At 70.9% G+C, this 18,848-nt stretch carries 16 protein-coding genes and 2 pseudogenes; 13 read left to right on the top strand and 5 right to left on the bottom strand.

Annotated features, from left to right (window positions below; all coding sequences use genetic code 11):
* Positions 1-82 precede the first annotated feature (82 nt).
* Positions 83-286, bottom strand: coding sequence for a hypothetical protein (locus OXG55_01760; GenBank protein ID MCY4101981.1), 204 nt, complete (start codon positions 284-286; stop codon positions 83-85).
* Positions 287-365: 79 nt separating this feature from the next.
* Here OXG55_01760 and OXG55_01755 point away from each other — a divergent pair.
* From OXG55_01755 to OXG55_01700, 12 genes and pseudogenes are all read left to right on the top strand, one after another.
* Positions 366-467, top strand: a pseudogene (locus OXG55_01755) (ornithine cyclodeaminase family protein).
* 118 nt (positions 468-585) lie between these two features.
* Positions 586-1,359, top strand: coding sequence for an aspartate/glutamate racemase family protein (locus OXG55_01750; protein MCY4101980.1), 774 nt, complete (start codon positions 586-588; stop codon positions 1,357-1,359).
* A gap of 7 nt (positions 1,360-1,366) precedes the next feature.
* Positions 1,367-2,455 carry a DUF917 domain-containing protein gene (locus OXG55_01745; protein ID MCY4101979.1) on the top strand — a complete coding sequence of 363 codons (1,089 nt, stop codon included), beginning with the start codon at positions 1,367-1,369 and terminating at the stop codon, positions 2,453-2,455.
* Positions 2,452-4,023 carry a hydantoinase/oxoprolinase family protein gene (locus tag OXG55_01740; GenBank protein ID MCY4101978.1) on the top strand — a complete coding sequence of 524 codons (1,572 nt, stop codon included), beginning with the start codon at positions 2,452-2,454 and terminating at the stop codon, positions 4,021-4,023. Before OXG55_01745 ends, OXG55_01740 begins: the two co-directional genes overlap by 4 nt.
* Positions 4,024-4,036: 13 nt before the next feature.
* On the top strand, positions 4,037-5,086 hold the full coding sequence (locus OXG55_01735) for a membrane dipeptidase (GenBank protein MCY4101977.1): 1,050 nt from the start codon (positions 4,037-4,039) through the stop codon (positions 5,084-5,086).
* 868 nt (positions 5,087-5,954) lie between these two features.
* Entirely contained in the window at positions 5,955-6,704 is a 750-nt protein-coding gene (locus tag OXG55_01730) for a helix-turn-helix domain-containing protein (protein ID MCY4101976.1), read from the top strand.
* Positions 6,705-6,860: 156 nt separating this feature from the next.
* The gene (locus tag OXG55_01725) at positions 6,861-8,063 is read left to right on the top strand and encodes a sugar ABC transporter substrate-binding protein (protein ID MCY4101975.1); all 1,203 of its coding nucleotides are present in this window, start codon (positions 6,861-6,863) and stop codon (positions 8,061-8,063) included.
* 32 nt (positions 8,064-8,095) lie between these two features.
* Positions 8,096-9,640 (top strand): sugar ABC transporter ATP-binding protein, encoded by a 1,545-nt coding sequence (locus tag OXG55_01720; GenBank protein MCY4101974.1) that lies wholly within the window; start codon positions 8,096-8,098, stop codon positions 9,638-9,640.
* On the top strand, positions 9,637-10,602 hold the full coding sequence (locus tag OXG55_01715) for an ABC transporter permease (GenBank protein ID MCY4101973.1): 966 nt from the start codon (positions 9,637-9,639) through the stop codon (positions 10,600-10,602). Before OXG55_01720 ends, OXG55_01715 begins: the two co-directional genes overlap by 4 nt.
* 276 nt (positions 10,603-10,878) lie before the next feature.
* A complete protein-coding gene (locus OXG55_01710; protein ID MCY4101972.1) occupies positions 10,879-12,144 on the top strand; it encodes a hypothetical protein in 1,266 nt (421 codons plus the stop codon).
* Between the two features lie 77 nt (positions 12,145-12,221).
* The gene (locus OXG55_01705; GenBank protein MCY4101971.1) at positions 12,222-13,505 is read left to right on the top strand and encodes a YibE/F family protein; all 1,284 of its coding nucleotides are present in this window, start codon (positions 12,222-12,224) and stop codon (positions 13,503-13,505) included.
* Positions 13,506-13,680: 175 nt separating this feature from the next.
* Positions 13,681-14,145, top strand: a complete 465-nt coding sequence (locus OXG55_01700; GenBank protein ID MCY4101970.1) for a VOC family protein — start codon at positions 13,681-13,683, stop codon at positions 14,143-14,145.
* 12 nt (positions 14,146-14,157) lie between these two features.
* On the opposite strand, the gene OXG55_01695 is transcribed toward OXG55_01700, so the two are convergent.
* Positions 14,158-14,472, bottom strand: coding sequence for a YbjQ family protein (locus OXG55_01695; GenBank protein ID MCY4101969.1), 315 nt, complete (start codon positions 14,470-14,472; stop codon positions 14,158-14,160).
* A 60-nt stretch (positions 14,473-14,532) separates the two neighbouring features.
* On the opposite strand from OXG55_01695, the gene OXG55_01690 reads away from it, so the two are divergent.
* On the top strand, positions 14,533-15,486 hold the full coding sequence (locus OXG55_01690) for an AMP-binding protein (GenBank protein MCY4101968.1): 954 nt from the start codon (positions 14,533-14,535) through the stop codon (positions 15,484-15,486).
* Between the two features lie 17 nt (positions 15,487-15,503).
* Here OXG55_01690 and OXG55_01685 read toward each other — a convergent pair whose 3' ends face one another.
* The 3 genes and pseudogenes from OXG55_01685 to OXG55_01675 all read right to left on the bottom strand — a co-directional run bounded on the left by OXG55_01685 (position 15,504) and on the right by OXG55_01675 (position 18,616).
* Positions 15,504-16,808, bottom strand: coding sequence for an FMN-binding glutamate synthase family protein (locus OXG55_01685; GenBank protein MCY4101967.1), 1,305 nt, complete (start codon positions 16,806-16,808; stop codon positions 15,504-15,506).
* Positions 16,809-17,195: 387 nt separating this feature from the next.
* Positions 17,196-17,717: pseudogene (locus tag OXG55_01680) on the bottom strand (glutamate synthase).
* Positions 17,714-18,616 (bottom strand): glutamine amidotransferase family protein, encoded by a 903-nt coding sequence (locus OXG55_01675; GenBank protein MCY4101966.1) that lies wholly within the window; start codon positions 18,614-18,616, stop codon positions 17,714-17,716. Before OXG55_01675 ends, OXG55_01680 begins: the two are co-directional and overlap by 4 nt.
* Positions 18,617-18,848 lie beyond the last annotated feature (232 nt).

Raw genomic sequence — 18,848 nt, 5'->3', positions numbered from 1 at the left:
TGCGGCGCCAACTGTATTGCCCGCGACCGCCGGGTCACATTCTTGCGCACGGCCACCGCCACCCCGACCGCGCCGACGATACTCAGACCAACGCCCCGGCGGCGGTCGACAGCGAGGCGGGCGGGGAGGATGCGACGGTGAGCGGCTCGCTCTGCGCGAGGCTGCGGGTGTGGAGGTCTTCGATGCCGCCGCGGTCCGGGCGGCCGCGCCCTGGCCGGAACTGATGGAGGCCATCGCCGAGGTGCTGGGCGACCCCGGCGCCCTGGCTCCCGAACGGCATGTCCATGCCCTGGCGCTCCCGGACGGAGCCCAGGGGTCGTTGCTGGTGATGCCGGCCTCGCCGACCTGGTCTCGGGACGTCACCCGGTCGCGCCCGGCCCGAGCAGATCACGCTGTTCAAGTCCGCCGGGTTCGCCCTCGCCGACCTGGCGACGGCCCAGTTGGTCCGGGACTCGAGCCGGGAGTGATATTTCGAGCGCATCGTGCATATCATCAGGCCGGTCACTGTGCGATCTGCCTAGCCCGCACAGTGCGGCTCGACCGTAGAGTCGGGCCTACTCCAACACCACCACCCCGAGGTCGGGAATGACGCGAATTCTCTGGATCAACCCCGTGGGCACCGACGCCTACGACGCACCGATCGGCGCCGAGTTGCGTTCCGAGGCGGCCCCGGGAACGCGCGTCGATGTCTGCTCGCTACCCGGCGTCGGGCCGCAGCACCTGGAGTGGAACGCCCTCGAGGCCGTCGTGGCCGGCCCCACGATGGGCGTGATCCGCTGGGCGGCGGAGGGCGGTCGCTACGCCGCCGCGGTCATCGGCTGCTTCTACGATCCGTTCCTGCGCGGCGCCCGCGAGCTGTCGGGGCCGATGGCGGTCACGGCGCCCGCCGAGGCGTGCCTGCACGTCGCCTCAACGGTCGGGGAGCGCATCTCCATCCTGGTGGGCCGCAAGAAGTGGATTCCCGAGATGCACGAGAACGTCGTCAAGTACGGGTTCGGCGACCGCCTGGCGTCGTTCCGGGTGCTGGAGATGAGCGTGGACGATTTCCAGGCCGATCCCGCATTCACGCAGCAGCGGATCATGGCCGAGGCCGAGGCGGCCGTCGCCGAGGACAGGGCCGACGCCGTCATCCTCGGATGCACCATCGAGTTCGGCTTCTACCGGGAGGTGCAACGCAAGATCGAGGTTCCCGTCATCGACGCCATCACCGCCCCGCTCCGGTACGCCGAGTTCCTGGCCACTCTCGGCGCCGACCACGAGTGGCGGACCAGCCGGGCGGGGGGTTACGACGCCGTGCCCCCGAGGGAGCTGGCGTGGGTCCCGGCAGTCGAGCCGGTGCTGAACGTCGACCCGCGGTGAGGGCGACTTGGCGCTGACGATGGACATCCTGACCCACGACGACATCGAGACGCTGTGTCTCGGAGCGACGCTGCTGGGCGCCGGTGGGGGCGGCGACCCGTATGTGGCGAAGCTGGTGGTGCAGCAGGCCCTGGAGACCTGGGGTCCCGTGCAGGTAGTGGATGCCGGCGATCTCCCGCCCGAAGCGCTGGTGCTCTCGACCGCTGTGATCGGAGCGCCGACGGTGATCCTCGAGAAGCTCCCCGCGGGCACCGAGTACGTCGGGTCGGTCAAGGCGCTCGCCTCTTACCTGGGCAAGGAGCCGGCGGCGATCATGTCGATCGAGGTGGGTGGGCTGAACACGCTGCTGCCGATCGCCACCGCCGCCGAGATGGGGCTGCCCATCGTGAACGCCGATGGCATGCGCCGGGCCTTCCCGCAGATCGAGATGACGGTCCTCACACTGGCGGGCGTTCCGGCCAGCCCGCTGTCGATCGCCGATGAGAAGGGCAACCAGTGCGTCTTCAAGACCACCGACAACCATGTGGCCGAGTCACTGGCCCGTGCCGCGGTGATCAGGCTCGGCCTGGCCAACGCCATCAGCTGCTACCCGTTGACCGCCGCCCAGCTCGACGAGCACGGCATCGCTGGATCGCTGACCTACTGCAGTGAGGTCGGCGGTCTGCTCGAGGCGGTCAAGCGAGCCGAGGAGGGATCCTGGGAGCGCTTCCTCGCTGCCTCCGGCTCGGCGGAGTTCTTCCGGGGCAAGGTCGTGGACCTCGACCGTCGCACCACCGAAGGCTTCGCCCGCTCGACGGCGATCCTCGAGGACCTGAACGGCAGCGACAGCACCATGCGCATCGAGGTGCAGAACGAGAACCTCATCGCCTTCCTGGACGGCGAGGCCGTGATCACCACCCCCAACCTCATCTGCCTGCTGGACTGCGAGACGTTCGAGCCGATCACGACGGAGTACCTGGCCTACGGGAACCGGGTCGTTGTCATCGGCATGCCGTGCGCGCCGGAATGGCACAGGCCGGGGATGCTCGAACTCGTGGGGCCTCCGGTATTCGGCTACGACGTGGACTTCGTGGAGCTTCCGGGCCGGGCGCGATGAGCAGCGCGGCGAACCAGCAGGATCTGCGCGTCGGCGTCGACGTCGGCGGGACCAACACCGACGCCGTCGTGATCGATGCGGCCGGCGAGGTGCTGGCGGCGGTCAAGGTCGTTACCACCCCCGAGCCCATCGACGGCATCAGGGCCGCCCTCGACGAGGTGCTGGTTGATCTGGACGGTGCCCGCGTCTCCAAGGCGATGCTCGGCACGACGCACTCCGCCAACGCCATCATCCAGAGGCGCGGCCTCGACAGGGTGGCCGTGCTGCGCCTCGCCGCCCCGTCCTCGCTGGGCCTCCGCCCGGGCGCCGCCTGGCCGGAGGACATCCACGCCGAGGTGGTCGGGGCCGCCTCCATCATCGAGGGCGGCCACGAGTACAACGGCCGGGAGATCGCCGCGCTGGACACCGAGGCGGTGCGGCGACTGGCCGCTGAGGCGGTCCGCGCCGAGTGCCGTTCGGTGGCGGTGGCGGGTGCGTTCAGTCCGGCCGCGAGTGAGCACGAGATGCGCGCCCGGGACGTGCTGCTCGAAGAACTGGGCGCCGACTTCCCGGTCTCGCTCAGCCACGAGATCGGCTCGCTGGGGCTGCTTGAGCGGGAGAACGCCACGATCCTGAACGCCGCGTTGCTGAGCGTGGCCACGAGTGTGATCAGCGGCTTCCAGGAGGCCCTGGCCGAGCGCCGGCTCGAGGTCGACGCCTACCTCACCCAGAACGACGGCACCCTGATGATGGCCGCCGAGGCGAGCCGCTACCCGGTCCTGACCCTGGGGTCGGGACCCACGAACTCGATGCGCGGCGCCTGTGCTCTGGCCGGCGTGAACGACGCCGTCGTCATCGACGTGGGCGGCACGTCCGCGGACGCCGGCATCCTGGTCGGCGGCTTCCCGAGGCAGTCCTCCGCGGCGGTGGAGGTCGGCGGGGTGCGGACCAACTTCCGCATGCCGGATCTCATCTCCATGGGCCTCGGCGGGGGGACCATCGTGCGCAACGCAGCCGGTGACCTGCGCATCGGCCCGGACTCGGTCGGCTATGCGGTCGCCAGCGAGGCGGTCTGCGTCGGCGGCGGGGTGCTCACGCTGTCGGACGTCTCCCTCGCCGCCGGCCGGATGACCGGCTTCGGCGATCCTGCACTGGTGCGGAGCGTCGACGGCGGCCTCGTGCGCTCGGCCATCGGCTGGGTCGACGAGCAGATCTCGATCATGAGCGACCGGATGAAGTCCACGCGGGCGCCGCTCCCTCTGCTGGCCGTTGGCGGGGGCGCCCACCTGATTCCCGACGCGATCCCGGGGGTATCGGAGGTGATCCGGCCCCGGCACCAGTCGGTGGCCAACGCCTACGGCGCCGGCATCGCCGAGGCCTCCGGCTCGGTGGACCGCGTCTACAGCTACGACGCCTCCAGCCGGGAGGAGTGCCTGGACGACGCCCGCGAGCTGGCCGCCAACGCCGCGGTGCGTTCCGGCGCCGATCCAGATCGTGTCCGCATCACCACCGTCACCGAGGTGCCGATGACCTACGTACCGGGCCAGGGATGTCGGGTCATGGTCAAGGCGGCGGGCCCGCTGGCCTGAACGGGGCGCGGCCGTGGCTCTCCCCACTGAGGTGCCGCCAGGATCGCTCCACGGCTCGGCCGCGCCGGGGGTCGCCGACTGTCACAACGATCTGCTTCTGGCCTGCCGGCACCGGCGCGAGCGCGGCGTGGCCGATCCGTTCGGCGACGACTGGCTGCCGGGGTTGCGGGCCGGCGGCGTGGTGTTCCAGGTGCTGCCGATCTTCACCGAGGAGCAGTTCATCGGCGAGGGCGCTCTCCGGCGCACGCTCGAGATCCTCGAGCTGGCCCGCGAGATCGCGGAACTGCACCGCCACGATGTGGGCATTGTCGAAACCGCCGACGACATCGACGAGATCGTCGGAGACGGGCGAATCGCGCTGCTCCTGGCCCTCGAAGGCGCCGAACCCGTGGGCTCGTCGCTGGCGATGCTCGAGACCATGTGGCGCCTCGGCGTGCGGCTGGCGTCGCTGACCTGGAACCGCCGGACGATGCTGGCCGACGGGGTGGGCGAGACCGACACCGGCGGCCGGCTGACCTCCCTCGGCGTCGAGGCCGTGGCGGAGATGGAGCGGCTCGGGATGGTCGTGGACGTGAGCCACCTGTCGGCGCACGGCCTGGCTCACCTGGCCGAGGTGGCCGCCGAGCCGTTCGTGGCGTCGCACTCCTCGTGCCGGGCACTGTGCGACCATCCCCGCAACCTCTCCGACGCCGAGTTGCGGCTCGTTGCCGGATCGGGAGGCTTCGTCGCCATCAACGCCACGGGCCGCTTCGTCGCCGCCTCGGGAACCCCCACGCTCGACCGCTACGTCGACCATGTGGAGCACGCCGTGGCGACCGTCGGTGACGGCGCAGTGGCGATCGGCGCCGACTTCATCGCCGACCTGCTGGAGCAGGTGGACCCCATCCTGGGGCGCCAACTCCTGCTGCGCCCCGAGGACATCGTGCACGTCGAGGGTCTCAAGGGGCCCGCCGATCTCGCCCTGCTCTCCCGGAGGCTCCAAGACCGGTTCGGCCCCGAGCGCGCCGCCCGCATCGCCGCGGGGAACGTGCTCGGATTCCTTCGGGCCCGGCTGCCGGCGTGAGATCGGCCGGCGCGGGGACCGGACGAAGAGCACCGCCCCGCTCCGATCGATGGTGAACCCGCCGACGTCCACTGTGCGGCAGGTCCTGGCATCCGGCGCGCTGCGCGAGGCAGTGCTGATCGGCGGGAAGCGCGGCTTGGACGCAGCGGTGAGCGACATCGTCCTGCGGTCCCGCGTGGATGCCCTGACGCCGCCGGACCGAGGCACCGCCGTCGTCCTGGACGCGTCCGGAATCGGCGACAACCTCTACAAGGTGGACGTGGCGCTGCGGGCGGTCTCCGCGGCCGGGGCGGCGGCATTGATCCTGGTGAACTCCGATCCGGGGATCGACGTCGGCGCGCAGCGCCTGGCGAACCGGCTCGGCGTGCCGCTGGCCACCGTCGCCGTCGCGGACGTGATCGAGCTGGCCCACCGGCTGCGGGCCGATTTCTGGGCGCCCGACGTCGAGCACGCGGCCGAGGTCCACCGCCTACTGGCCTCGCTCCGGCAGATGCGCGTCGCCGACCCTGAGGCGTTCGTGGATCTGCTCGGCGAGGCGGCGCAGACCCCGGTGTGCCTGATCGGCCAAGACCGCAGGCCGGTGGCTGGCACCGGAATCGAGATCGGCGAGCGGCATCTCGCCGGTGCGGAGGACTACCTCATTGATCACTCGGCGCGGGCGGCCTTGCACAGCGCCTCGATCGTGCTGGCCCCCGGCGAGCAGGTGAGTTACTGGCTGGTCGCCGAGTCGCTGCGCTCGGGTAGCTCGCAGCGGCGCCTGCGGTCGCTGCTGCAGATCGGTTCGTGGTATCTGGCCGCGCTGCTGGGTTCGGGACGGGTGCGCGCCGAGCGGGACGCCCGTCGGCGCATCGCGGTGCTGAACGAGATCATGCACGCGGGCGAGCTGCCCGAGCGCGATCTGCGGAGCCAGCTGGTGGAGTTGGGCTGGAGCGCCTCGGGATGGAACACCGGACTGCACGTCAAGCTGCGGGGACGCGCGGATCCGGGCCGGATCGTCGACCTGCATGCCGAGATGAGCGACCGGCTGGCCGCCGCGGGGATCGAAGGTCCGCTCGTGGAGCGCAACGACGGCTGGAGCGGCTGGATGACCGACACGGCGGAGCCCCCGCCGGAGTCGTACAGCCTCGTGGCGGGAAGCCTGGGCGCGGCGCTCGCCGGCTTCAGCGCCGCCCACTCCGGGCTACAGCCCCACGGGGGCATCGGTCGTCCCTACCCGGAGTTGGCGGGGCTGCGCCGCTCGCTGATCGAGGCCGCCGAGGCGTCGGTCATCGCCAACGCCCGCTCGCACGAGCCCTCGGGGGTGGCACACATCGACCGCCTCGGCGTGCAGCGGGTCCTGCTGGGCTGGTTCAGTTCCGACGACTTCGCCGGCTACGCGGGCTCGATCCTCGAGCCGGTCCTGGAGATGGACACCGAGGGTGACCTGCTGGAGACGCTGGAGGCGTATCTAGACGCAAGCTGTTCGACGACCGGCGCGGCGAGGGGGCTCGGTGTCCACCGCAACACCGTCTCCAACCGTGTGCGGCGGGTGACCGACGTCCTGGGTATCCGCCTCGACGACCCGGAGATCCGGCTGTCGCTGCAGCTGGCGTGCCGGGTGCTGCGGATCAACCGGTGAGCCGGGGCCGGACGCATCCGTGATTCCTCCGAACTGGGCAGTCCGCATAAGCAGACGTCGCTCGTTGGGCAAACCAGCCAACTATCTCAGGACAAGCCCGAACCTACGCTAGCCCGTGACGGCGGCCGCTTGCCGCCCAACCGGAGGGAGAGAGCTATGGCCGAGATCCACAGCAGACACCGCAAGGCACGTCGGGGAGGTCGCCGGACACGGATCCTGGCGCTCTCGCTGCTCGCCGCCGTCATGGTGGCGGCGGCCTGCGGGAGCGACTCCGACGCCGAGCCCGCCGCGCCTCCGCCCGCCCCGGCGCCCGCGGCGACGCCCGAACCAGCACCGGAGCCGCCCGCTCCGGCCCCCGAGGCCGCGCCGACGCCGGAACCCCCAGCCCCTGCCCCCGAGCCGCCCGCGCCGGCGCCGGAGCCGCCTGCGCCCGCGCCGGAACCGCCGCCTCCACCGGCCGAGCCGGTCGAGATCGCGTATCTCTCCGCCAGTTCCGCCAACACCTGGCTGGCCGCGTCCAAGGCGGCGATGGAGGAGGTCGCCGCCGCCAACAACATCGAGATCGTCGAGTTCGACGCCCAGTTCAATGCGGCGATGCAGCAGCAGCAGTTCCAGGACGCCATCGCCACCGGCCGCTACGACGGCATCATCCTTGTCTCGTTGGTCGGAGCCGGGTCGATTCCCGACGTCGAGGACGCTCTGGCCGCCGGGATCGAGATGGTGTTCCTCAACCAGGTCGTCGGCGAGGACTTCAGCGATGTCGAACCCCAAGTGCCCGGCGTGGCCGCCGCCGTCTTCGAGCCACCGTTCGTGCGCGGCGAGCGAATCGGTCAGATCACGCTGGAGACCTGTGCGGACTTCGATCCCTGCAACGTGGTGTACTTCTACGGGATCCGCGGCGTCCCGCTTGACGAGGCCATCCGCCAGGGCTGGGACAGCGTCACCGCCGGCTCGAACGTCAACGTGGTGGCCGAGGCCGAAGGTCAGTACCTCGGCCCCGATATCGGGCTCGCGGCGATGCAGGACATCATCGTCTCGACGTCCGACATCCACGTTGTGCTGGGGGCGGATCAGTCCATGCAGGGTGCGGAGATCGCGCTCAGCGAGGCCGGCATGGATGACGTGCGGATCATCGGTTTCGGTGGCAGCAGCTACGCCGTGGAGGCCGTGCAGGACGGACGCTGGCACGCCGGGCTCTTCGGGGCTCCCTTCACCGAGGGTCGGCTGGCGATGGAGGCTATGGTGGCCGCTCTGGCCGGAACTGACACCGGCGGTGTCGACCCGGCACTCTCGGTGCCCCACGGCGGCCTGATGTTCCAGCACAATGCCGATGACTTCGAAGCGGAGTGGGCGGGATAGTTCCAGCCGGTAGTTCCCAGACGCATGCCGAGTTGCCCCCGGAGGCGCATGTCGAGCTGCCCCCGGAGGCGCATGTCGAGCTGCCCCCGGAGGCGCATGTCGAGCTGCGCGGTGTCACCAAGCGGTTCGGTGGCACCGTCGCTCTCGACCGCGTCGACATCACGGTCCGTGCCGGCACCGTGCACGCCCTGGTCGGCGAGAACGGCGCCGGCAAGTCCACCGCGGGCAAGATCCTCGCAGGCGTCCTGACGCCCGACGCCGGGCGATTGCTCCTGGGGGGTGCCGAGACGGCGTTCCGCTCCCCGCGGGCGGCACTGGGCAGGGGTATCACGATGGTGGCCCAGGAGCTGTCCCTGGTGCCGTCGCGCTCGGTCCTCGACAACGTGTTCCTGGGGATCGAGTCGCACCGCGGACCGTTCGTGCGCGCCGCCGCCGACCGCTTCGCCGGGTTGGTGGCGGAGTACGGCATTGGGGCCGATCCCGACGCCGTCGTGGGCCGGCTGCCGGTTGCCGAGCAGCAGAAGGTCGAGATCCTGCGCGCGCTGGCTCGGCGCGCCGAACTCATCGTCATGGACGAGCCGACCGCGCGACTGACCAGTGAGCAGGCCGTGGCGCTGCGTCGCACGGTCCGCTCGCTGGCCGAGCGCGGTGTCACGGTCGTCTACGTGTCGCATTTCTTGGACGAAGTGCTGGCGGTGGCGGACGACGTGACAATCCTGCGTGACGGGCGCGTCATCCGCAGCGGCGCCGCCGCGGGCGAGACGAGGCGGTCACTGATCGAGGGCATCGCCGGCAGGGAGATCGAGGCGGCCTTCCCGCCGCGCCTTGCGCGGTCGCCTTCTGCGCCGGTCGTGCTGGCGGTGCGGGGGCTGTCCCGGGCGGGGACGTTCCAGGACGTGAGCCTCGAGGTGCGAGCCGGCGAGATCGTCACCCTCGCAGGCCTGGTCGGCTCCGGCCGCAGCGACGTGCTCCGTTGCATTTTCGGCGCGGACCGGGCCACGGCCGGCTCGATGACGCTGGACGGCGAGCCCTACGAGCCGCGCGCACCGCGGCACGCCGTACGCAGCGGCGTGGCGATGGTGCCGGAGTCACGCACGACCCAGGGGCTCCTGCCGCGGCGCTCGGTCCGCGAGAACGTGACCCTGCCGCACCTCGGCCGGTTCGTGGCCCCCGGGGGGTTCGTCCGCCGGCGCGGCGAGCGGACCGCAGCACGTCGAGTCACCGAATCGGTCGGCCTGACCGGCGCCACGATCGCCTCGCCGATGGCGGAACTCTCTGGCGGGAACCAGCAGAAGTCGCTGTTCGCCCGCTGGCTGGTGCAGAACCCGCGCCTCTTCCTGGCCGACGAGCCCACCAGGGGCGTCGACGTCGGCGCCAAGCGCAGCATCTACGACCTTCTGGTCGGCCTGGCGTCCGAGGGCATGGCGGTGCTGGTGGTCTCGTCGGAGTTGGAGGAGGTGCTGGGCATCGCGCACCGGATCCTCGTGATGCGGGCGGGCCGCCTGGTCGGGGAGCTCGACGGCGCGGCGGCGACGCGCACCGAGGTCATGGAACTGGCCTTCGGGCAGGCGGCGTGAGCACGCGGCGCGGCACCGGCCGGCGGGCCTGGAGGCTGCGGCCCGCGGACTACGGCATCGTCTGGGTCACCGTCGCCCTCTTCATCCTGCTGAGCCAGACCAGCGACGTGTTCCTCACTGCCGTGAACCTGCGCAACGTGCTGGACCAGCAGGCTCTGCTGCTGATCGCCGGGTCCGCGCTCACCCTCACGCTGATCAGCGGCCATTTCGACATTTCGATCTCGGCGAGCCACATCAATGCCGCCATCGTCACCGCCCTCATCGTCAACGAGTCGGGCTCGGCGGTGGCCGCCATCGCCGGCGGGATCGCCATCGGTGCGGGTTTCGGGCTGCTCAATGGCGTCGTGGTGGCCTGGGTGCGCATCAACTCGTTCATCGCCACACTGGCGACGTCGTTCGTGTTCTACGGCGTCGGCTTCCTGCTCTCGGACCGCAGCATCATCAGGATCGCCGACCGCGGCTTCTCCGAGGTGGCCCGGGGACGGTCAGGCGGCGTGACCAACGCCACCTGGATCGCCGTCGCAGTCGTGGTGGCGTTCTGGGTGCTGCTGGAGAGGACCCGCTTCGGTCGCCACGTCTTCGCCACCGGCGGCAACCCGGAGGCGGCGCGCCTGGCCGGTGTGCGCGCGGAGGGCATCGTGCTGGCGACTTTCCTGCTCACCGGTGCGGCCGCGGGTCTCGCCGGGGCCCTGTCGGCCTCCAAGACGCTCACGGCGCAGCCGAGCGACGACTTCAGCTTCATCTTCGCCGTGCTGACGGCGGTCATCGTCGGCGGCACGTCGATCGCCGGCGGCGAGGGCGCTGTCTGGCGCACGGTGTTCGGGGCCTTCTTCACCGCCTTCATGCTGAACGGCTTCAACCTGCACCAGATAGACCCGATCATCCAGCGGCTCATCCAGGGCAGCGTGATTCTCGTGGCGGTGGCGGCGGACAACTGGACCCGAAGTCGCCGCTCGGCGTAGGTTCCCGTCCCGCGGAAGAGGGCTCCCGGGTGGCTCGTCACGGCCGCCCGTCGCCGGGTCCGACCCCCGAATCCACCGTTCCGCCGGGAGCGTGTTCGACCCTGTGAGGTATCACCCGGAGAGTCGACGGGGCCGGGTAGCGTAGGCGCCGTGATCCGGGACTCAACAAGACCAATGGTGGGCCGCGCCCGCTCGACCGATGAATCCGGTCGCCAGGGGTGCCGTGACCGCCGCAAGCAGGTTCCCGCTCGCCGGGCCCCGCGAATCGTCAAGCTGATGGCCATCCTGGCGGTCGGTGCGCTGCTCCTGAGCCAGTGCGGGGACGGCGAGGAAGCGACCGACGGCGACCAGGAGACCACCGACACCACGGCGGAGGTCAGCGACGTGCCGACCACCATGGCGTTCGAGCCGCCGCCGGCGCCCGAGCCCTTGCCGCCCGTGGAGCCGCCGCCGGCCCCCGCGCCCGCGCCGGCGCCTGCCGCGGCCGCCCCACCGGCTCCAGCGCCCTCGGGACCGCCGCCGGTGGCGCAAGGCGTGATGCCCGACCTGGCGGTCGCCGTGGACGGCTACGCCCACGCCGTGTTCGTACAGGAGTACTTCAGCGGTCCGGTGGACGGGTATTCCGCCACGTCCTCGGACAGCGGTGTGGCGCGGGCGGGCGTCCGCGCTCCCGACATGCTGATCGTGGCGCCGGTCAGCAACGGAGCCGTCAGCGTCACCGTGACCGCCTTCGGCGCCGGTGGTACCGCGACCCAGACGTTCACCGCCCGGATCGGGGCCGGACCCGAGCCGGTCACCCGTCCGGCGGCCCCCGCTCCTGCACCCGCGCCTCCCGCGCCGGCGCCTGCACCGCCCCCGCCCGCCCCCGACGACTCCGACGAGTTGCTGCCGATCGACGATGACCTTCCGCCGACGCCGCCGGACTCCGACGCCGTTCCCACCGACACGCTGCCCCCGGCGGATGCCACGGAGGCTCCGACGCTGTCCGGTCAGATCCCCGCCCAGACCGTGGAGGTCGGGCAGACCCTTGCGCTGAACGTCACCCACTACTTCGGCGGGGTCATCCAGGGCTGGGCGGTGGCGTCATCCCATCCGGCAATCGCCGAGGTGTCGATGACGACCCGCGGCAGGGCGGACGTGCGCGGAATCGCGGTGGGGACCGCCACGATCACCGTGACCGCGAGCAACAACATTGATGACGTGGCGCAGGCCTTCAATGTCACGGCGGGAGCGGCCACGACCACGACCACGACCACGACGGCCGCCCAGACAGGTTCGACAGCAACCGGCTTCCTCGTGCTGGTGGGTAACAACCCGTCGGTCCAGGTGAATGTCGGCGGGACGACGACGCTGGACATCAGCCAATACTTCTCGGGGGCTACCAGTTTCGACGTGGAGAACGTGCCCAGTGGAGCGCAGGTCACCGTCTCCGGCTCAGTGGCCACCATTACCGGCGTCACTGCTGGGGACTACACGATCCGACTCGTCGCCTCGAGCGCAAACGCATCCATCAAGAGACCGGCCAGGATCCGGGTCAACTAGATCGCGCTTGGTCGCGGCCGCTCGCACCGGACCGGCCCGCGGTGAAGTGAGCCGCGGCGAGCACTAGGGCGGTGACCTTGGCCGACGAACCCTCGGCGCATTCGCACGGAGGCACCGTCCCCGCCAGCGGGGGTGGTGACCCGCGCTTGCGCCCGGTGCTGGTGCTGTTGGCCGGGACGCTGGCAGCGACGGTGGTGGGCGTCGTCTCTCTCTGGCCCGACGGAGCCGGCCGGGAAGCAGTCGCCGAGGGGGCGGGCCAGGTGGGTCTCACCTCCGAGCGGATCTCGGCGGAGGTCCAGGCGGTCCGCGAGGGATCGTGCTCGTATTCCACGGCCGACAACCCGCAGAACTGCCGCACGGTCGTCCTCGTGCCGTCGACCGGCCCGGATGCCCACACGCCGGTGACTCTGCCGGAGTTCAACCTCGAACAGATCGGCTACGTGCCCGACCCTGCGCCCGGCGACCGGATCATCGTGGGCTACGAACCGTCCACGGACTTCTACTTCTACGCCGACGCGGACCGCCGGGCCACGCTGTGGGTGATGGCGGGGGTGTTCGCCGTCTTCGTGCTGGTCCTGGGGCGGTTCCGGGGCCTGCGGTCGCTGGTCTCGATGGTGCTGACCGGGCTGGTGCTGGTGGGATTCGTGGCGCCGTCGATCCTCGACGGCCACGCGCCGCTCCTGGTCGCCGTCGTGGCGGCCTCGATCATCGCCTTCGCCGGCTTCTACCTGACGCACGGGCCGAAGCCCGAGACCACGATCGCCCTGGCCGGAACGCTGGGGTCGCTCGGGCTGACGCTCGGCATCTCGGCTCTGTTCTTCGGCGCTGCCCGTTTCACCGGCGTCGCCACCGAGGAGGGGGCGATCCTGTCGTTCGTCTCCGGCGGCATCGACCTGTCGTCGCTGCTGCTGGCCGGCGCCATGATCGGGGCGCTCGGCGCCCTGGACGACGTGACGATCACGCAGGCCGCCACTGTGGCGGAGTTGCGCCGCGCCGACCCCACCATGAGGGCACCGAAGCTGATCGCCGCCGGCCTGCGCGTCGGTCGGGCCCATATCGCCTCCACGATCAACACCCTGCTGCTGGCCTACGTGGGTGCCGCCATGCCGTTGCTGCTGCTGTTCGCCGTGTCCGATCAGTCCTGGGGCATGGTCGCCAACTCCGAGTTGATAGCCGTGGAGATCGCCCGCACCCTCTGCGGTTCCATCGGTCTTGTGGCCGCCGTGCCGCTCACGACCGCCCTGGCCGCCGTGCTGGGCGGTTCCCGCGAGGGCGGCGGAGCCCTTCGCCGGGGCAAGGGGCAACCGCAGCGCCCCGCGAGCTGGGACGACTTCGCTCCACGCGATGTCGTGGACTTCTGAGTGATCCGGTGCCGGAGGGTCTCGGGCGGGGCTCCCGGCGACGGCCGGTTGCGGCTCGGCCCGGCAAGGTGCTGCGCGTCGCGGAGGACGCCGGTCTTGGGCGGGGCTCTCGGCGACGGCCGGTTGCGGCCCTAGGCTCAGACGGTTGAGACGCAGCGACGGCGAGGAGCAGCCGATGGTCAAGCCGATCCCCGACAACTATCCCCGCGTCAGCGCCGCGTTGGCCGTGGACGGCGCGGCCGACGCTATCGCGTTCTACTGCGCAGTGTTCGGTGCCGCCGAGCGCATGCGTATCCCGGCGCCCGGAGGGAAGATCGGCCACGCCGAGCTGGCGATCGGGGACTCGTTGATCATGGTGGCCGACGAGTATCCCGAGATGGGTTTCGTCGGCCCGAAGGCCATCGGCGGCACGCCGGTCACGATCAGCGTGTACGTGGCCGACGCTGACGCCGCCTTCGCCGAGGCGGTCAGCCGTGGGGCGAGGCCGCTACGCGAAGTGGCCGACCACTTCTACGGCGACCGCTCGGGGCAGTTCGAGGATCCCTGGGGCCACCGCTGGGGGGTGGCGACCCACATCGAGGACGTGTCGCCGGAGGAACTCGACCGTCGCGTGAAGGAGATGTTCCTGGGCGGCGAGTAATGCCGGCTGCGCCTACTCCACGGTGACGGCGGTGCCGTAGGCCAGGATCTCCGCAGATCCCTGGGCGACCATGGATGTGGCGATCCGCATGTTGACCACGGCGTTGGCGCCGAGGCGAGCGGCATCCTCCTCGAGGCGTTCGAGGGCCTGCGCCCGGGATTCCTGCATCATCTTCGTATAGCTCCCCAACTCGCCGCCGACCACGCTCTTGAGGCTGGCGCCGATGTCCTTGAAGATGACCTTGGCGCGGATGGTGCTGCCGGTGGCGAGGCCGTGCACCTGGGTGATGGTGTGACCTTCGACGGTCGGCGTGGTGACGATGATCATGGGTTCCGGGCCTCCTGGATGACGGGTTCCGGCGTGCTGGTCGCAGTCTAGGATGCCCGGATGCTCCTGCATCAGCTGCTGGCCGAGGGGGCCGCCCGCAATCCCGACAAGACGGCGCTGGGCTGGGTCAAGCGCGACCGGTCGCTCAGCTACGCCGAGGCCGCCGAGGCGACCGACCGGGTGGCCGCCGGGCTGGCGGCGCTCGGCGTGGAGCGGGGTGACAGGGTCGGCGTCTTCGCCCACAGCGGGCTGGACTACCTGCTCGCCATGTTCGGGGCGTGGCGGGCGGGCGCAGTCGCCGCGCTCGTGGACCTCGGCCGGGCCGACGAGTTGGACCGCTACTTCGGTGACTGCCGGCCCAAGGTCGTCATCTACACCCACGACTACTTCGACGCCGTCGACCGGCACCGCGGGGCGCTGGACAGCGTGGAGACCTACGTGTGCTTCGACGGCGCACAGCCAGGGGCGATGGACTGGACCGAGATCCTGGGATGCACCCAGGATCCTCCCGCGGAGGTGGCCGACGACGGCAACATCGCCCACATCTCCTACACGTCGGACGAGACCGGTCGGCCGGCAGGGCTGTGCCTCTCCCATGAGCCCGCCTGCGGGGCCGCGCGTGCTCTCGCTGAGCGCCTGGGTATCGGCGCCGATGACGTGAGCCTCGGGCCGACCCCGCTGTCGGGCGGCTACCAGGTAGTTGCGAACCTGCTGCCCGCCCTGTCGGTCGGCACCACCTGCTGGGTGATGAACAACTGGGCCGCCGAGGGAGGCCTGGACGTGGTCGACCGCCTCGGGGCCACGATCCTGGCCGCCGACGGGGCCGTACTGACCGCGGCACTCAGCGAGGCCGTCAGCCGAGATGGCGGCGTGCCGGGTTCTTTGCGCCTCGTGCTGGCCGGCGAAGCCGTCGCGCCCGCCGACATGAAGCGCGCCTGGCAGGACGACCTGGGGGTTCCCGTCGGCAAGGTGCCGGCGCCCGAGACGAGCCCCTGGCCACCCTCGGGCCACTGAGCGGCGCTGCCTGACCGTCAGTCCCGGCGGCGGCCGGGGATCCAGTCGGTGCCGGCGAGGGGGATGCCCGACATCGCCGCGGCCTCGACGGTGAGGGCCGCGAGATCCTCGGGTTCGAGGTTCAGCACATGGGACTTCCCGCACGCCCGGGCGAGGGTCTGCGCCTCGAGGGTCAGCACCTGCAGGTAGTTGGCGAGTCGCCGTCCGGCCAGCACCGGGTCGAGTCGGCGGGAGAGATCGGGATCCTGGGTGGTGATGCCGGCCGGGTCGGTGCCGGTGTGGAAGTCCTCCCAGAAGCCCGCCGCCGAACCCAGCCGGCGGTACTCGGCATCGCGGGCCGGATCGTTGTCGCCGATGGCGATCAGTGCTGCGGTGCCGATCGACACGGCATCTGCCCCCAGCGCGATCGCCTTGGCGACATCCGCCCCCGAGCGGATGCCACCGGCGGCGACGAGTTGGACCCCGGTGCGGTGCACCTGCATCTCCTGAAGCGCCCGCACGGCTTCGGGGACGGCCGCCAGCGTGGGGATGCCCGCGTGCTCGATGAACACGTCCTGGGTGGCGGCGGTGCCTCCCTGCATGCCGTCCAGTACCACCACGTCAGCTCCCGCCTTCACCGCCAGGGCGGTGTCGTAATAGGGGCGAGCGGCTCCCACCTTGACGTAGATGGGTTTCCGCCAGCCTGTGATCTCGCGCAATTCCAGGATCTTGATGGCCAGATCGTCGGGGCCGGTCCAGTCCGGGTGGCGGCACGCCGACCGCTGGTCGATGCCCTCGGGCAGGGTCCGCATGTCTGCGACCCGGGCACTGATCTTGTGGCCCAGCAGCATGCCCCCGCCTCCCGGCTTGGCGCCCTGGCCGACCACGACCTCGATGGCGTCGCCTCGGCGCAGATCGTCGGGGTTCATGCCGTAACGCGACGGCAGGTACTGGTACACGAGCGTCTCGGAGTGCGTGCGCTCCTCGTCGGTCATGCCGCCGTCGCCGCTGGTGGTGGACGTGCCGGCGGCGCTGGCACCCCGGCCGAGCGCCTCCTTGGCGTTGGCCGACAGCGACCCGAAGCTCATGCCGGCGATCGTGATGGGAATCGCCAACTCGATGGGTTCGGCGGCGAAGCGCGCTCCGAGCACCACGTTCGTGGCGCACGCCTCGCGGTAGCCCTCCAGGGGATAGCGAGACATCGAGGCGCCCAGGAAGACCAGGTCGTCGAAGGTGGGGATGGGGCGCTTGGCTCCCCAGCCGCGGATCCGGTAGACGCCGGTGTTGGCTGCGCGCTGGATCTCGGCGATGGCGTTGCGGTCGAATGTGTAGGACTCGCGCAGGTGCCACTGGGTCGCGGTCGGCCCGGGCGGCGCTGCCTCGGCCGGCCGGCTGTCCGGTCGGGGGCCGCCGGTGGCTGTCGGCGGCGCGTCCGGCGAAATCGCGCCGGGGCCGCCCCCCGGCGCCCCCCGCCCTCCCGGGTCGTCGGAAGTGTCTTGGACGAGCGCTCTCTCTCGCGCGGCCGGGTTCGTGGCATCCTGCGCTCGCGGGGGGGCGCTGAGGGCGTCGACGTCGTCGATTTTGAAGTTGTAGAGGCGGCGGGCTGAGCCGTAGCGGGTGAAGTCGGCGGGGTTGGCGTCGAGGCCGGCGGTGGCGAGGGTGTCGGCCAGGAGTTCGTGGTGCTCGGGACGCATCTCCTTGGCCACGCAGTCGGCACCGAGGCTCGCAACCGTGCCGCGCACGAACAACCGGGCTTCGTAGATGGAGTCGCCGAGGTCGGATCCGGCGTTGCCGAGCACGATCAGATCGCCGGCCTGGGCCATGAAGGCGCTCATGTGCCCGACGTTGCCGCCCACCACGATGCTGACGCCCTTCATGGAGATGCCGCAGCGGGCTGAGGCGTTGCCCTCGATCACCACCAGCCCACCGTGGCCGGTCGCCCCTGCTGACTGGCTGGCGTTGCCCGTGATCCGGACCGTCCCCGACATGATGTTCTCGGCCAGGCCGGGGCCTGCGTTGCCGTGCACGGTCACCTGAGCCTGCTTGTTCATGCCCGCGCAGTAGTAGCCGACGTGGCCCTCCACGGTGACGGCCAGCGGAGCATCCAGGCCGGCGGCCACGGCGTGTGCTCCCTGCGGGTTGCGGATCGTGAATCCGCCCGTGCGTGCCTCGTGCAGGGTCCGGTTCACCGACCGGAGGTCGCCGCCGGCGAGGTCCAGCAGAGCGGCGGTCGCGGGTTCGGTGCCGGTCATGATCGCTCCCGGCTCCAGGTGTGGACCACCGCCGGGGCCGGCTCCCAGATGTCGGCGTCAGCCGCTCCGGGCAGCACGGCAATGCCCCGGTACTCCGACGACATGGCCACCCAGTCGTCGGTCTCGGCGATGACGCCCGGTTTGCAGGCGATGGGGTCGCGCAGAACGGCGAACCCGTCGCGTACCCCGACGGCGAACGTGTAGAAGCCGTCGAGGTCGTCGAGGCTTCGCTCGAGCGCCTCGCCGATGGTGTCACCCTCCCGCAGGCGCCACGACAGATACCCCGCGGCCACCTCGGAGTCGTTCTCGGTCTGGAAGGTCTCGCCCTTGTTCTCGAGCACCTCGCGGAGCCGGTTGTAGTTCGAGAGCGAGCCGTTGTGCACCAGGCACGTGTCGGCGCCCGTGGAGAAGGGGTGCGATCCGTTCGTGGTCACCGCCGACTCGGTGGCCATGCGCGTGTGGGCGATGGCGTGGGTGCCGCGGCGCCGCGCCAGCCCGTATCGCTCGGCGACGCCCCTGGGGTCTCCCACCGCCTTGAACAGCTCGATGGCGTGCCCGTAGCTCAACACGGTGGCCCCGGGCAGGTTGTCGATGAGCCACTGGCGCGCCGCCCTTCCGTCTCCTCGCGTGGTGAAGGTGGCGTGGTCACCGATCCGGTCGAGCGAGACATCGGCGCCGAGGGCGCCGGCCAACCCTTGGCGGATCGTGCCCCAATCCGGCTCGAAGCCTTCGGCCAGGACCGTGATCTTGACCCGCTCCTCGTTGTCGTCGGAGTAGACGGCGAAGCCGGCGCTGTCGAGTCCCCGATCGCGCATCTGCTCCAGCATGCGCGCCGCCAGCAGACCCAATTCGTTCTCGTGGCGGGGCGTTTTCAGGAACAGCCCGACGATTCCGCACATGGTTGCCTCTGTCGATTCCTCGGAACTCCGCGCCGCTGCCGTTCACGAATCCGGCCCGAGCGACCGGCCGGGGCGTGCACCGCACGACCGATTCTGTTGCACTATTATAGTGAAATAATTTTCCTCCGGATACTGATCCTCAGCGAGGTGCTCAGGGAGCGGGATCCCGAGGAGAGCGGAGGCGGGCGAGCACGTCGAGACGAGCAGGCGACAGGCCGGCGCGACGTGCGTC

This window comes from bacterium, from assembly GCA_026708055.1.
Lineage (GTDB): Bacteria > Actinomycetota > Acidimicrobiia > Acidimicrobiales > CATQHL01 > VXNF01.
This window is presented reverse-complemented; position numbering and strand designations above follow the sequence as displayed.

Coding starts and splice junctions, on each gene's coding strand:
- OXG55_01740 (MCY4101978.1), top strand. CDS start 2,452: ATGAGCAGCGCGGCGAACCAGCAGGATCTGCGCGTCGGCGTCGACGTC.
- OXG55_01700 (MCY4101970.1), top strand. CDS start 13,681: ATGGTCAAGCCGATCCCCGACAACTATCCCCGCGTCAGCGCCGCGTTG.
- OXG55_01675 (MCY4101966.1), bottom strand. CDS start 18,616: ATGTGCGGAATCGTCGGGCTGTTCCTGAAAACGCCCCGCCACGAGAAC.
- OXG55_01760 (MCY4101981.1), bottom strand. CDS start 286: ATGGACATGCCGTTCGGGAGCCAGGGCGCCGGGGTCGCCCAGCACCTC.
- OXG55_01710 (MCY4101972.1), top strand. CDS start 10,879: ATGGCCATCCTGGCGGTCGGTGCGCTGCTCCTGAGCCAGTGCGGGGAC.
- OXG55_01730 (MCY4101976.1), top strand. CDS start 5,955: ATGCACGCGGGCGAGCTGCCCGAGCGCGATCTGCGGAGCCAGCTGGTG.
- OXG55_01690 (MCY4101968.1), top strand. CDS start 14,533: ATGCTCCTGCATCAGCTGCTGGCCGAGGGGGCCGCCCGCAATCCCGAC.
- OXG55_01725 (MCY4101975.1), top strand. CDS start 6,861: ATGGCCGAGATCCACAGCAGACACCGCAAGGCACGTCGGGGAGGTCGC.
- OXG55_01695 (MCY4101969.1), bottom strand. CDS start 14,472: ATGATCATCGTCACCACGCCGACCGTCGAAGGTCACACCATCACCCAG.
- OXG55_01750 (MCY4101980.1), top strand. CDS start 586: ATGACGCGAATTCTCTGGATCAACCCCGTGGGCACCGACGCCTACGAC.